Origin of the sequence: Halorubrum aquaticum (assembly GCF_900113615.1) — an archaeon.
Taxonomy (GTDB): domain Archaea; phylum Halobacteriota; class Halobacteria; order Halobacteriales; family Haloferacaceae; genus Halorubrum; species Halorubrum aquaticum.
Genome location: NZ_FOPZ01000010.1, coordinates 47,920 through 61,302, shown reverse-complemented (window position 1 = coordinate 61,302; position 13,383 = coordinate 47,920). Strand labels below are relative to the sequence as shown.

Annotated in this window: 11 protein-coding genes; all 11 read left to right on the top strand. The window is 69.5% G+C overall.

Going from position 1 to position 13,383, the window contains the following annotated elements; genetic code table 11:
• Nucleotides 1–129: 129 nt before the first annotated feature.
• The 11 genes from radA (at nt 130) to F3H10_RS09770 (ending at nt 13,201) form a co-directional block, all read left to right on the top strand.
• Complete coding sequence (gene radA / locus F3H10_RS09820; RefSeq protein WP_149784594.1) at nt 130–1,161, top strand: DNA repair and recombination protein RadA; 1,032 nt, start codon at nt 130–132, stop codon at nt 1,159–1,161.
• A 478-nt stretch (nt 1,162–1,639) separates the two neighbouring features.
• Nucleotides 1,640–3,328, top strand: a complete 1,689-nt coding sequence (locus tag F3H10_RS09815; protein WP_149784593.1) for an ammonium transporter — start codon at nt 1,640–1,642, stop codon at nt 3,326–3,328.
• 94 nt (nt 3,329–3,422) lie between these two features.
• Nucleotides 3,423–3,878 (top strand): hypothetical protein, encoded by a 456-nt coding sequence (locus F3H10_RS09810; protein WP_149784592.1) that lies wholly within the window; start codon nt 3,423–3,425, stop codon nt 3,876–3,878.
• Between the two features lie 78 nt (nt 3,879–3,956).
• On the top strand, nt 3,957–5,294 hold the full coding sequence (gene hemL, locus F3H10_RS09805; protein ID WP_149784591.1) for a glutamate-1-semialdehyde 2,1-aminomutase: 1,338 nt from the start codon (nt 3,957–3,959) through the stop codon (nt 5,292–5,294).
• A 605-nt stretch (nt 5,295–5,899) separates the two neighbouring features.
• Complete coding sequence (locus F3H10_RS09800) at nt 5,900–7,147, top strand: argininosuccinate synthase (protein WP_149784590.1); 1,248 nt, start codon at nt 5,900–5,902, stop codon at nt 7,145–7,147.
• Nucleotides 7,148–8,668 (top strand): argininosuccinate lyase, encoded by a 1,521-nt coding sequence (gene argH / locus F3H10_RS09795; protein ID WP_149784589.1) that lies wholly within the window; start codon nt 7,148–7,150, stop codon nt 8,666–8,668.
• Nucleotides 8,669–8,885: 217 nt separating this feature from the next.
• Nucleotides 8,886–9,074 (top strand): lysine biosynthesis protein LysW, encoded by a 189-nt coding sequence (gene lysW / locus F3H10_RS09790; RefSeq protein ID WP_066413002.1) that lies wholly within the window; start codon nt 8,886–8,888, stop codon nt 9,072–9,074.
• A 41-nt stretch (nt 9,075–9,115) separates the two neighbouring features.
• Nucleotides 9,116–10,045 carry a lysine biosynthesis protein LysX gene (gene lysX, locus F3H10_RS09785; RefSeq protein ID WP_149784588.1) on the top strand — a complete coding sequence of 310 codons (930 nt, stop codon included), beginning with the start codon at nt 9,116–9,118 and terminating at the stop codon, nt 10,043–10,045.
• Complete coding sequence (gene argC, locus F3H10_RS09780) at nt 10,042–11,151, top strand: N-acetyl-gamma-glutamyl-phosphate reductase (protein WP_149784587.1); 1,110 nt, start codon at nt 10,042–10,044, stop codon at nt 11,149–11,151. The genes lysX and argC overlap by 4 nt, the downstream gene beginning before the upstream one ends.
• Nucleotides 11,148–12,077, top strand: coding sequence for an acetylglutamate/acetylaminoadipate kinase (locus F3H10_RS09775; RefSeq protein ID WP_149784586.1), 930 nt, complete (start codon nt 11,148–11,150; stop codon nt 12,075–12,077). Before argC ends, F3H10_RS09775 begins: the two co-directional genes overlap by 4 nt.
• Nucleotides 12,074–13,201, top strand: coding sequence for an aspartate aminotransferase family protein (locus tag F3H10_RS09770; protein ID WP_149784585.1), 1,128 nt, complete (start codon nt 12,074–12,076; stop codon nt 13,199–13,201). Before F3H10_RS09775 ends, F3H10_RS09770 begins: the two co-directional genes overlap by 4 nt.
• Nucleotides 13,202–13,383 lie beyond the last annotated feature (182 nt).

Below are 13,383 nucleotides of genomic sequence, written 5' to 3'. Positions count from 1 at the left end.
ACCGCTCGCTTCCTTCCGAGTCCTTCGATGGGAAGCCGACGCGTCGCCGAGCGCGTCATCGGCGCAGGTTCCACTTTCACCCGGGTGTAAACCAGTCTTTATACCGGATGGCGAACAAGGGTCGTGTACATGCCTGAAGACGAACTCGAGGACCTCCCAGGAGTCGGCCCGGCGACCGCGGACAAGCTCGTCGAGAACGGATTCGAGAGCTACCAGTCGATCGCGGTCGCGAGCCCCGGCGAGATGTCGAACACGGCCGACATCGGCGAATCGTCCGCCTCCGACATCATCAACGCCGCCCGCGACGCGGCCGACGTCGGCGGCTTCGAGACGGGCGCGACCGTGCTCGAACGCCGCGAGGAGATCGGCAAGCTCTCCTGGCAGATCGACGAGGTCGACGACCTGCTCGGCGGCGGCATCGAGACGCAGTCGATCACCGAGGTGTACGGCGAGTTCGGGTCCGGGAAGTCGCAGGTCACCCACCAGATGGCCGTCAACGTCCAGCTCTCGAAGGAGAACGGCGGCCTCGAGGGCGGTTGTATCTTCGTCGACTCCGAGGACACGTTCCGCCCGGAGCGCATCGACGACATGGTCCGCGGGCTCGACGACGAGATCCTCGCCGACGAGATGGAGCGACGCGAGATCGAGGGAACGCCGGGGAACGAGGAGGCCATGGAGGAGCTGGTCGCCGCTTTCCTCGACCAGATCCACGTCGCGAAGGCGTTCAACTCCAACCACCAGATCCTGCTGGCCGAGAAGGCCAAGGAGCTCGCGGGCGAACACGAGGAGAGCGAGTGGCCCATCCGGATCGTCTGTGTGGACTCGCTGACCGCCCACTTCCGCGCCGAGTACGTCGGCCGCGGCGAGCTCGCCGAACGCCAGCAGAAACTCAACAAGCACCTCCACGACCTGATGCGGATCGGCGACCTGTTCAACACCGCCATCCTCGTCACCAACCAGGTCGCGTCGAACCCCGACTCGTACTTCGGGGACCCCACGCAGGCGATCGGCGGCAACATCCTCGGCCACGCCTCCACGTTCCGGATCTATCTCCGAAAGTCCAAGGGCAACAAGCGGATCGTCCGGCTCGTGGACGCGCCGAACCTCGCCGACGGCGAGGCCGTGATGCGCGTCCAGGGCGAGGGACTGAAACCGGAGTGATCGCGGCGATCGGCTCCGCGTAGTCCGCCACTCGACGCTCTCGTTCCGGCCGATCGTGACGGCCGGTGTACGAACGTCAACTTCTCCGTACATCGGGTGTATCGCCCGTAATCCGCGGACTCGACGGATATCCCGCGTCAACGCCGACTCCTCGGCCGGCAATATTCGCAAAAGGGGGTCGCGCCCGGCGCGATGGCCGACGATCGCCGCCGTTCCCGCGAGAGTAGTTAGAAAAACAATACTATATTCGGTCAGTTCCCTCGCAACGATTGCCGAACGACCGGCTGGAATACGTCCTTAAACACCATAGTGTCCTCCTTATATTTGACACTGACAGTATTATTAAAGAGATTTCTTTCGAAACTCAACTCAAACGTTTATATATTCGTGATACCCGACCCGGAAACGTGATTCAACACATGAACGCAGATGAAACGGCTCGTGTGGTAGACGTACGTTCAACTGAGGTGCGTTCGGCGTGACGATCGGCGTCCTCGCCAGCATCGATCCGAGCGTGCTCGCGGAGGGGGTGAACCTGATGTGGGTCGCGGTGGTGTGTTTCCTCATCTTCTTCATGCACGCCGGCTTCGCGATGCTCGAGGCGGGACAAGTCCGTGCGAAGAACGTCGCCAACCAGCTCACGAAGAACCTGCTCACGTGGAGCGTCGGCGTCCTCGTGTACTTCCTCGTCGGCTTCGGGATCGAGGGAGTCGCCGGCGGCGGCGGCTTCTCGTCCGCCGCGGCTCTCGGCGACGGTAGCTGGGTCAACAGCTGGCTGTTCGGTGCCGTCTTCGCGATGACGGCGGCCACCATCGTCTCCGGCGCGGTCGCCGGCCGCGCGAAGCTCCGCGCGTACGTGGCGTACACGGTCGCCATCTCGGCGGTCATCTACCCGGTCGTCGCGGGCATCACCTGGGGCGGCGGATTCCTCGGAGGTGCCGGGCTCGGGTTCACCGACTTCGCCGGCGGGATGATCGTCCACGGAGTCGGCGGCATCGCCGGTCTCACCGCGGCGTACGTGATCGGCCCGCGCATGGACCGCTACGGTGAGGACGGCTCCACGAACGTCATTCCCGGACACTCGATGACGTTCGCGGTGCTCGGTACGCTCGTCTTGGCGTTCGGCTGGTACGGGTTCAACGTCGGCACGACCGCCACCGTGTTCTCGGTCACCGAGGGCGGCGAGCTCGCCCTCGGCGGCTACGCGTCCGTCGGTCGGGTCTCGCTGGCGACGACCCTCGGAATGGCCGCGGGCGGTGCCGGTGCGGCGATCGCCTCGCTGTACACCACGAAGAAGGTCGACACGCTGTACGTCGCGAACGGCCTGCTCGCGGGGCTCGTCGGCGTGACGGGCATCGCGAACGTCGTCACGTGGTGGGGAGCGATCCTGGTCGCGCTCGTCTGCGGTCTCCAGCTCCCGCTCGTCTTCGAGTTCGCCTCCGACCGGATGAAGATCGACGACGTCTGTGCGGTGTTCCCCGTCCACGGCTCCGCCGGCGTCATCGGCGTGCTCGCGCTGCCGTTCGTCCACGTCGACGGCTTCTCCTCGAGCCTGCTCGTCTCGCAGGTGATCGGCGTCGCCGTCATCACGGTGTGGACGGTCGCCGCGACCGCCGCCGTCTTCGGGGCGTTCAAGGCGGTCGGACAGGCCCGCGTCACGCCGGAACACGAGCGCGACGGCCTCGACGTCAGCGAACACGGCGTGGAGACGTACCCCGAGTTCGGCAAGCCGACCGTCAGCACCGACGGGGGGACGGTCGCCGCCGGCGACGCCCGCTCGGCGGACGGCTCTCCGCGCGCCGACGGCGGCGAGGAGGGCGGCACGGAGATCAAGATGGTCACCGCGATCGTCCGTCCCGACAAGCTCGGCGCGATAAAACAGGCGCTCGCGGAGATCAACGCGCCCTCGCTCACCGTGACGAACGTCTCCGGTCGCGGCTCCCAGCCCGCCAAGACCGGCCAGTGGCGCGGCGAGGAGTTCACCGTCGACCTCCACCAGAAGGTGAAAGTCGACGTCGTCGTCGCCGACATCCCCGCCGACGAGGTCGCGGAGGCGATCCGCGACGCCGCGGAGACCGGCGAACCGGGCGACGGCAAGGTGTTCGTCCTGCCCGTCGAGGACGCGCTTCAGGTCCGGACCGGCGTGACGGGTCCCGAGGCGGTGTAGTCGGCGAGGGCGATTCCCCTCGCGGGATGACTCGCCTCGCGGAACCGACACACGACCGACCAACCCTTTTGCTGTCGGCGTCGTGAGACCGCGTATGGTCTCGGACACTCGGCTGTACGGCGCGGCGATCGCGTTCGCCTCCGGCGGCTACTCGATCGCGAGCGCCGCCGGCGCGACGCGAACGACGCTGACCGCGTGGCTCATGCTCGCGCTCGGAGCGGTGGTCGTCGTCCACGGTGCCCTCCTGCTCGCGCCGGCCGTTCCCCTCGACGACGCGACGAGCGGGGGGCTAATGCTCGCGTACGCGGTCGTCATGCTCGCGAACCAGGCGGCGCTGGCGACCGGCATGGCGGGTGGGACGACCGGCGGCGGAACGGACGGCGGCGGAATGACAGACGGATCGATGGGCGGGGGAATCGGGACGATGGGGAGCATGGGCGGCGACGCGACGATGACCGCGGCGATGCCGTGGGACCTCGGGATGGCCGTGCTCGCGCTGCTCATGCTCGTCAGCGGCGCGATAATGCTCCGGAGCGACGACGGAATGTAGCCGACCGATGCCGGAGGGATCGAGGCGACCGAAGCCGACTCGGTAACACCTTTCCACGGGGCGTTCGAAGCGCCGGACATGAACCACGAGCGTTCCCGCGAGCTGTACGACCGCGCGCTGTCGGTCATGCCGGGCGGGGTCAACTCCTCGGTCCGGGCGACGATGCCGCACCCGTTCTTCGTCGAGCGCGGCGACGGCGGCCACGTGATCGACGCCGACGGCAACCGGTACGTCGACTGGGTGATGGGGTACGGCCCCCTGCTGTACGGTCACGACCTCCCCGAGCCGGTCGAGGCGGCGATCCAGTCGCACGTCGCGGCCGGGCCGATGTACGGCGCGCCGACGGAGGTCGAGGTCGAACACGCCGAGTTCGTGGCGCGACACGTCCCGAGCGTCGAATCGATCCGGTTCGTCAACTCGGGGACGGAGGCGACGGTGTCGGCGGTGCGGCTGGCGCGCGGCCACACCGGCCGCGACAAGGTCGTCGTGATGCAGGGCGGGTATCACGGCGCACAGGAGTCGACGCTCGTGGAGGGGTCCGCCGAGGACCCCCGTCCGTCGACGGCGGGGATCCCGGAGGAGTTCGCGAAACACACCCTCCCGGTCCCGTTCAACGACCCCGAGGCGGCGAAGGAGGTGTTCGCCGAGCACGGCGACGACATCGCGGCCGTCCTCGTCGAGCCGATCCTCGCCAACACGGGGATCGTCATGCCCGTCGACGGCTACCACGAGACGCTCCGGGACCTGTGTGACGACTACGGCGCGCTCCTGGTCTTCGACGAGGTGATCACCGGATTCCGGGTGGGCGGGCTCGGCTGCGCACAGTCGAAGTTCGGCGTCACCCCGGACGTGACGACCTTCGGGAAGATAATCGGCGGGGGGTTCCCGGTCGGCGCGATCGGCGGCCGGGCCGACGTGATCGAGGGGTTCACGCCCGCGGGCGACGTCTTCCAGTCGGGCACGTTCTCGGGGCATCCGGTCACGATGGCCGCGGGCAAGGCCACTCTGGAGTACGCCGCCGAGAACGACGTGTACGAACACGTGAACCGGCTCGGCCGGAAGCTCCGCGAGGGGATCACGGAGATCTGCGCGGAGCGGGCCCCGGAGTACACCGTCGTCGGCACCGACTCGATGTTCAAGACGGTGTTCACCCGCGAGGCGCCCGACGACCCCGACGACTGCTGTGCGGGCGGGTGTCGGCAGAACCCCGACTGCGACCGCTACGACGCCTGTCCGAAGACCGGCGCGGACGTCGCGAACGCCGCCACCGACCGCTGGGAGCGGGTGTTCTGGCAGGAGATGAAGGAGCGCGGCGTGTTCCTCACCGCCAACCAGTTCGAGTGTCAGTTCACCTCCTACGCGCACACGGAGGAGGACGTCGAGACGACGCTCGAGGCGTACCGAGAGGCGATCTGAGGACGCCACGTTGTAGTGGCGCGCCCGGGAGCGGGCCGTCGGCCCGCGACCGGCCCGCGAGGGAGTCGGTCGCCGGAGGCGACCGACGAGGCTGGGGAGGCGTGAGGTGCGGGGCTGTGCTGTGGGGTGGGACTCAAAGGGGCAATCGCGAGGCCCCCGAGTCCTCGCGATTGGGGCTTTGACGGTGTTCTCCGCCGGAAAATTGACTGTATAGTACCGAGCGGCTGGGGCTTTGACGGCACTCGTCGTCGAGTCGCAGCCGTTCGCGTGCGGACCCTCGGCGAGGACCGTTCTCGTCGGAAGTGCGGAATCTTTTTATGCCGAAGCGGGATTACGTCCTAGTGATGACCGCGGAGGCTCGTCGTGACCCCACGCTCTTCCGACGACGACGAGCCCCGCGACCGCGACGAGCAGTCCGACCGCCGCGACCGGCTTCCGGCGCGGCGCGACGACCGGCCCCCTGAGGCCGAAGGTTTCACTCGTCGCGTTCGCGCCGTTTCGTCCCGGAGAGTCGTCGCTATATCGCTCGTCAGCGTCGGCTCTCCCAGTTCATTACGACATCTAAACCGATGAATTTAAGGGGTTAAGACGGTTCTACTCCGGTAATGACAAGCGTTGCACTCGCGTTCAGTGGGGGACTCGACACGACCGTTTGCGTTCCGATCCTGAAAGAGGAGTACGGCTATGACGAGGTCATCGGCGTCAACGTCGACGTCGGCCAGCCGACCGACGAGTTCGACGAGGCGGAGGAGACCGCGGAGGCGCTCGGACTCGACCTCCACGTCGTCGACGCGAAGGCGGAGTTCGCCGACCTCTGTTACGACGCGGTGAAGGCGAACGCGACCTATCAGGGCTACCCGCTCGGGACCGCGCTCGCGCGCCCCGTCATCGCCGAGGCCATTCTGGGCGTCGCCGAGGAACAGGGCTGTGACGCCATCGCCCACGGCTGTACGGGCAAGGGCAACGACCAGCTCCGGTTCGAGGCCGTCTGGCGCGGCTCCGACCTCGAAGTGATCGCGCCCGTCCGCGAGCTCGGGCTCACCCGCGAGTGGGAGATCGAGTACGCGGCCGAGAAGGACCTGCCCGTCGAGGCGGGCGACGGCGGCGTCTGGTCCATCGACGAGAACATCTGGTCGCGCGCGGTCGAGGGCGGCAAGCTGGAGAACCCGAACTACGAGCCGCCGGAGGACATCTACGAGTGGACCGCCGAGCCGGAGGGCGAGACGACCATCGAGGTCGCCTTCGAGGAGGGCGTCCCCGTCGCCGTCGACGGCGAGGAGATGGACCCCGTTTCCCTCATCCAGTACCTCAACGAGTACGCGGGCGAGTTCGGGATCGGCCGCACCGACGTGATGGAGGACCGCATGCTCGGGCTCAAGGTGCGCGAGAACTACGAGCACCCGGCCGCGACGGTCCTGCTCACGGCTCATCAGGCGCTGGAGGACCTCGTCCTCACGAAGAACGAGCGCTCGTTCAAGAAGGGGATCGAACACGAGTGGTCCGAGAAGGCCTACCAGGGGCTCGTCTTCGCGCCCGTCGTCGACGCGCTGGACGCCTTCATCGACGAGACCCAGGACGTGGTGACCGGCACCGCGACGGTCAAGGTCTCCGGGGGCAACTGCCGCGTCGTCGCCCGCGACTCCGAGTACGCCGTCTACTCCGAGGAGATGGCCTCGTTCAACACCGAGGACGTCGCCGGCATCGCCCAGGAGGACGCCACGGGCGTCGCGAAGTACCACGGGCTCCAGGAGCGCCTCGCCAACGACGTGAAGAAGGCGGTCTCGAAGCCCGAACTCGCCACGGACGGCGGTGCCGCGTCCGACGACGGCTCCGGTGAGACGGACGGGAACTAGATGACCGACGACGATCCCGACACGGCGACGGACGCCGTCGCGAACGCGGACGACTCGGCGGAAGGCGGCACCGCCGTCCGTCGCGACCGCTTCAGCGGCGGCCCCGCCCGCGCGTTCCTCTCGAGCCTGGCGGCCGACGAGGCGATCTTCGCGGCGGATCTCGCGGTCGACCGCGCGCACGTGGTCATGCTCGCGGAGCAGGGGATCGTCGACGACGCGGTCGCCGGCGAGGTCCTCGCCGCGCTCGACGACGTGGAGGCCGCCGGACACGGCGCGCTCCCGGACGGCGAGGACGTCCACGAGGCGATCGAGACGGCCGTCATCGACCGGGTCGGACCGGACGGCGGCCGGATGCACACGGCGCGCTCGCGCAACGACGAGGTGGCGACGTGTATCCGCTACCGCCTGCGCGAGGACCTGCTCGCGGTCGCCGAGGCGACGCTGACGCTGCGGGAGGCGCTCCTCGACGTCGCGAGCGAGCACGCGGAGACCGTGATGCCCGGGTACACCCACCTCCAGCCCGCCCAGCCCACGACGGTCGGCCACTACCTGCTCTCGTACGCGGGCGGGGTCGGTCGTGACACCGAGCGCCTGCTCGGCGCGTACGACCGGACGAACCGCTCGCCGCTCGGCGGGGCCGCCTTCGCGGGCACGCCCTTCGACGTCGACCGCGAGCGCACGGCCGACCTGCTCGGGTTCGACGGACTCGTCCACAACTCGATGGACGCCGCCTCCGCACGCGACTTCCTCGCGGAGGCGGCGACCGCGTGTGCGACGCTGTCGACGACGCTGTCGGGGCTCGCGGAGGACCTGATCCTCTTCTCGAACAAGGGCTTTCTCGAGCTGTCGGACGACTACTCGTCCACGTCCTCGATCATGCCCCAGAAGAAGAACCCCGACACGCTGGAGCTGACCCGCGGCGTCGCCGGCGACGCGATCGGCGAGGCGACGGGGACGCTCTCGCTGCTGAAGGGGCTGCCTCGCGCGTACAACCGCGACCTCCAGCGCGCACACGCGAGCGTGTTCGAGATCGCCGACGACGTGCGGGAGGCGACCGAGGTCGCCGCCGGCGCGGTCGCGACCGCCGACTGGGCGGTCGAGGACCTCGCGGCGGCCGCCGGCGACGGGTTCTCGACGGCGACGGGCGTCGCCGACCTGCTCGCGACCGGCGGCATGCCCTTCCGGACCGCCCACGAGATCGTCGCAGCGGCCGCCGAGGGCATCGACGACGCCGACGACCCGGCGACCGCGGCCGCAAAAGTTGACGAGGCCGCACGGGAGATCACGGGTGAGCCCCTCTCGGCGTACGTGAGCCGCGAGGAGGTGGAGGCCGCGCTCGATCCGACCGAGAGCGTCGCGAGCCGCGATTCGACCGGCGGGCCCGCCCCCGACGCGGTCGCCGAGGCGCTCGCGGCGAGCAGGGCCGAACTCGACGACGACGCGGAGGTCGTGGCCACGCGACGCGACGCGCTCGCGGACGCGACCGATCGGCTGGAGACGGAGGTGGAGACGTATGTGTGAGTCGCCCCGTGACGCGGCCTCGACGTTTCAGCAGCCGCCGCGACCGCCGCGATCGCCGCCGTCCCCGCGAGGGGACGACTAATTACTGGAATCTGTCATCGGATTTCACATGACGGCTGAAATCGCTTTTCGCACCGTTAGAGGAGACTCCATGTTTTGTAAACAAAATTATATTTCCGAAGGGTTTATGTTTTATCGGGGGTGAGTATCGCCCACGATGACGACCGATACCGACCCGGTGCTGGCAGAGGACCCGATCACGGGCGAGGAGATCGAGCTTCCGGCCGACGTCGAGGTCGGCGAGATAATCGACAGTCCGGTCACCGGGACCGAACTGGAGGTCATCTCGCTCGATCCCGTCACGCTGGAGGAGGCTCCCGAACTCGAGGAGGACTGGGGAGAGTAGATGGTGACGAACCTCACGACGTCGACACGCGAGTGGTCGGAATGCGCATAGGGATCCTCTACTCGCGGATCCGCCGCGACGAGAAGCTGCTGCTCGAGGAACTGCGCGACCGCGGCCACGAGATCGAGAAGATCGACGTGCGCAAACAGCGGTTCGGACTGGAGTCGACGACGGCGAACGTCGCCGACCTCGACCTCGTCGTCGACCGGTGTCTCTCCACGAGCCGGTCGCTGTACGCGACGAAGTTCCTCGACAGCTACGGCGTGCCCGTGGTGAACTCCCCCGAGACCGGCGACGTCTGTGCGGACAAGGCGAAGAACTCGCTCGCGCTCGCGGAGGCGGACGTCCCCACGCCCGCCACGGAGGTCGCGTTCACGAAGGAGGCCGCGATGGAGGCGATCGAGTCGTTCGGCTATCCGTGCGTGCTCAAGCCCGTCGTCGGCTCGTGGGGCCGGCTGATGGCGAAGATAGACACCCGCAGCGCCGCCGAGGCGATCCTCGAGCACAAGGAGACGCTCGGCCACTACGAGCACAAGGTGTTCTACGTCCAGGAGTTCGTCGACAAGCCGGGCCGCGACGTCCGCGTGGTGGCGGTCGACGGCGAGCCCGTCGCCGCGATGACGCGCTCGTCGGAGCACTGGCTCACGAACGCCGCGAAGGGCGGAACGACCGAGTCGTTCGACGTCGACGACCGGGCGCTCGAACTCGTCGAGCGCGCCTCCGCGGCGGTCGGCGGCGGGATGCTCGGCATCGACCTGATGGAGGTCGGCGGCGAGGGATCCGGCGAGTACACGGTCCACGAGGTGAACCACACGGTGGAGTTCAAGGCGCTCACCGAGGCCAGCGACGTCGACGTCCCCGCGCGGGTCGTCGACTGGCTGGAGTCGAAAGCCGAGGCGTTCGCGGCCGAATCCGACGGTTCGAACGGTGACGGTTCCGGCGACGCCGACGCCGACGAGGTCGTCCTATGAGCGGGACGGGAACGGGGGCGGACGCCGAAGCCGCGGCCGCCGCGACCGACGCGGACGCCGCCGTCGAGACCTACACCGCGAGCGTCGTCGGCGGCACGGGATTCACCGGCGGCGAGCTGTTGCGCCTGCTCGCCGGCCACCCGAACTTCGAGGTCGTCCAGGCCACCTCGCGGTCGGCCGACAACATGACCGTCGGCCGCTCGCACCCGAACCTCCGGGACCTCGACCTCCGGTTTTCGGACCCCGACGACCTCGAGTCCGTCGACGTGCTCTTCTCGGCGACGCCACACGGCGTCTCGATGGGGCGCGTCGACGACTACTTCGAGGTCGCCGACACGGTCGTCGACCTCTCGGCCGACTTCCGGCTGCCGGAGGCCGCCATGTACGACGAGTGGTACGACGGCCACGAGTCGCCGGAGTACCTCGAGCGTGCGGAGTACGCGCTGCCCGAACTCAACCGCGAGAACCTCCCCGGCGCGGACCTCATCGCGGGCGGCGGCTGTAACGCGACGGCGACGATCCTCGGGCTCAAGCCGCTCGTCGACGCTGGCGTGCTCGGTCCCGACAGCGGCGAGGTCGTCGTCGACGTGAAAGTCGGCTCCTCGGAGGGCGGCGCCGGCGGCGGCGCGGCCTCCTCACACCCCGAGCGCTCGGGCGTCGTGCGGCCGTACGCGCCCACCGGCCACCGCCACGAGGCGGAGATCGAGGCGTACCTCGGGCTCTCCGTCTCCTTCACCGTCCACGCGGTCGACATGGTCCGCGGCGCGTCCGCGACCTGCCACGTCTTCCCCGACGAGCCCGTCTCGAAGGCGGACCTCTGGAAGGGCTACCGCGGCGCGTACGCCGACGAGCCGTTCATGCGGGTCGTCTCGGGCGGGGGCGGCGTCTACCGCTACCCCGAGCCGAAGTCCGTCGCGGGCACCAACCACGGCGAGGTCGGCTTCGAGCTCGACCCCGGGAACCGGCGCGTCGTCGTCTTCTCGGCGATCGACAACATGACCAAGGGGTCGGCGGGGCAGGCGGTCCACGCGACGAACGTCGCGCTCGGGCTGCCCGAGACCGCCGGCCTCGAGTTCGGGGGGCTTCACCCCGTGGGGTCGCCATGAGCGGTGGACAGACCGACGCCGGCGGCGCGCCCGCAGACGAGCCGCCGGTCGTCGTCAAGATCGGCGGCGCGAAGGCGGTCGATCCGGCGGGCGCGGTCGGCGACGTGGCGGCGCTCGCCGCGGACGGCCGGTCGGTCGTCGTCGTCCACGGCGGCTCGACAGTCGTCGACGAGACCATCGAGCGGCTGGGCATGGAGCCGGAGTACGTCGAGTCGGCCTCCGGCGTCACCGGCCGGTTCACCGACGCCGACGCGATGGAGGCGTTCACGATGGCGATGGCGGGCAAACTCAACACCGAGTTGACCGCGCTGTTCCGCGAGGCCGGCGTCGACGCCGTCGGGCTCTCGGGCGTCGACGGCGGGCTCCTCTCGGGGCCGCGCAAGTCGGCGGTTCGCGTCGTCGAGGACGGCAAGCGGAAGATCCGCCGTGGCGAACATTCGGGGAAGATCGAGTCGGTGAACGCCGACCTGCTCGCCGGCCTGCTCGCCGACGGCTACACCCCCGTCGTCTCGCCCCCCATGGAGGGGACGGAGAGCGACGGCGGCGTCACGCCGGTCAACGCCGACGCGGACCGGGCGGCCGCCGCGGTCGCCGGCGCGCTCGGCGCGGACCTCGTCCTGTTGACGGACGTGGCGGGCGTCTACGCCGACCCGGACGACCCCGACACGCTGATCGAGTCGGCCGCGACGCCCGCGGACCTGGAGGCGATCGAGGACGCCGCCGAGGGGTTCATGGGCAAGAAGGTGATGGCCGCGACGGAGGCGCTCTCGGGCGGCTCCGGCCGTGTCTTTATCGCCGATGCCAACGCCACCGACCCGATCCTCGCCGCGCTCGACGGCTCGGGGACGACGATCGAGCAGTCGGCGGTCGACGGAACGGACGAGGACGCGGAGGATGCCGAGGAGACGGAGGCGGTCGACGCATGAGCGGCTTCGTCTTCTCCGAGAAGCCGATCGAGATCGCCTCCGGCGACGGGGTCCACCTCACCGACACGAACGGCAACGACTACCTCGATTTCGGCGCGAGCTACGCGTGTACCCCGGTCGGCCACTGTCACCCCGAGGTCGTCGACGCGGCCACGAGCCAGTTGGAGGAGCTCATGTACGTCCAGGCGTCGTACCCGCACGCGACGCGGACGGCGCTGTACGAGCAGTTAGCCGCGGTCGCACCCGGCGACGTCGGGAACGTCTGGCTGTGTAACTCCGGGACGGAGGCCAACGAGGCCGCCCTGAAGTTCGCGCGGCACGCGACCGGCCGCGAGAAGATCGTGGCGACCACGCAGGGCTTCCACGGCCGGACGATGGGCGCGCTCGCGACCACCTGGAAGGCGAAGTACAAACGGGGGTTCGAGCCGCTCGCCGGCGGCGTCGAGTTCGTCGAGTACGGGGACGAGGCGGCGATGCGCGAGGCGGTCGACGAGGCGACGGCCGCCGTGATCCTCGAACCGCTTCAGGGCGAGGGCGGGATCAACCCGGCCGCCACCGAATACCTCCGCGCGGTGCGGGAGGCGACCGAGGAAACGGGGACCGCGATGGTCCTCGACGAGATCCAGACCGGGCTCGGCCGGACGGGGTCGACGTGGGCGGCGGAACGCCACGACGTGACGCCCGACGTCCTCACGACCGCGAAGGGGCTCGCGAGCGGGCTCCCGATGGGCGCGACGCTGTGTCGCGACTGGATCGCCGCGGAGTCGGGCGACCACGGCTCGACGTTCTCGGGCGGCCCCGTCGTCTCCGCGGCGGCCGGCGCGACCCTCGACGTCATCGAACGCGAGGGGCTGGCCGACCACGCGGCCGACGTGGGGTCGTACCTCCGGGCCGAGATCGAGACCCGCCTCGGCGACGACGTCCGCGAGGTCCGCGGCGAGGGGCTGATGGTCGGCATCGAGGTGAAACGCGGCTCCAACCGGCTGCTCCGCGACCTCGCGATCGACCACGGGATCCTCGCGCTGCCGGCCGGTCGCACCGTGTTGCGCCTGCTGCCGCCGCTGACGGTCGAGCACGACCACGTCGACCGCGTGGTCGACGCGCTCGAGGAGGTGATCGCGTGACCGCCGCGCCCGACTCGGCCGGGAACGCGGAGGCTCCCGCGGCGGGCGACGGTGACGCTGCCGACGCGGCGGGCGACGCCGACGCTGCCGACGACGCCGACGCTGCCGATGCGGCCAACGACGCCGACGCTGCCGATGCGGCCAACGACGCCGACGCTGCCGACGACGGCGACGCTGCCGAT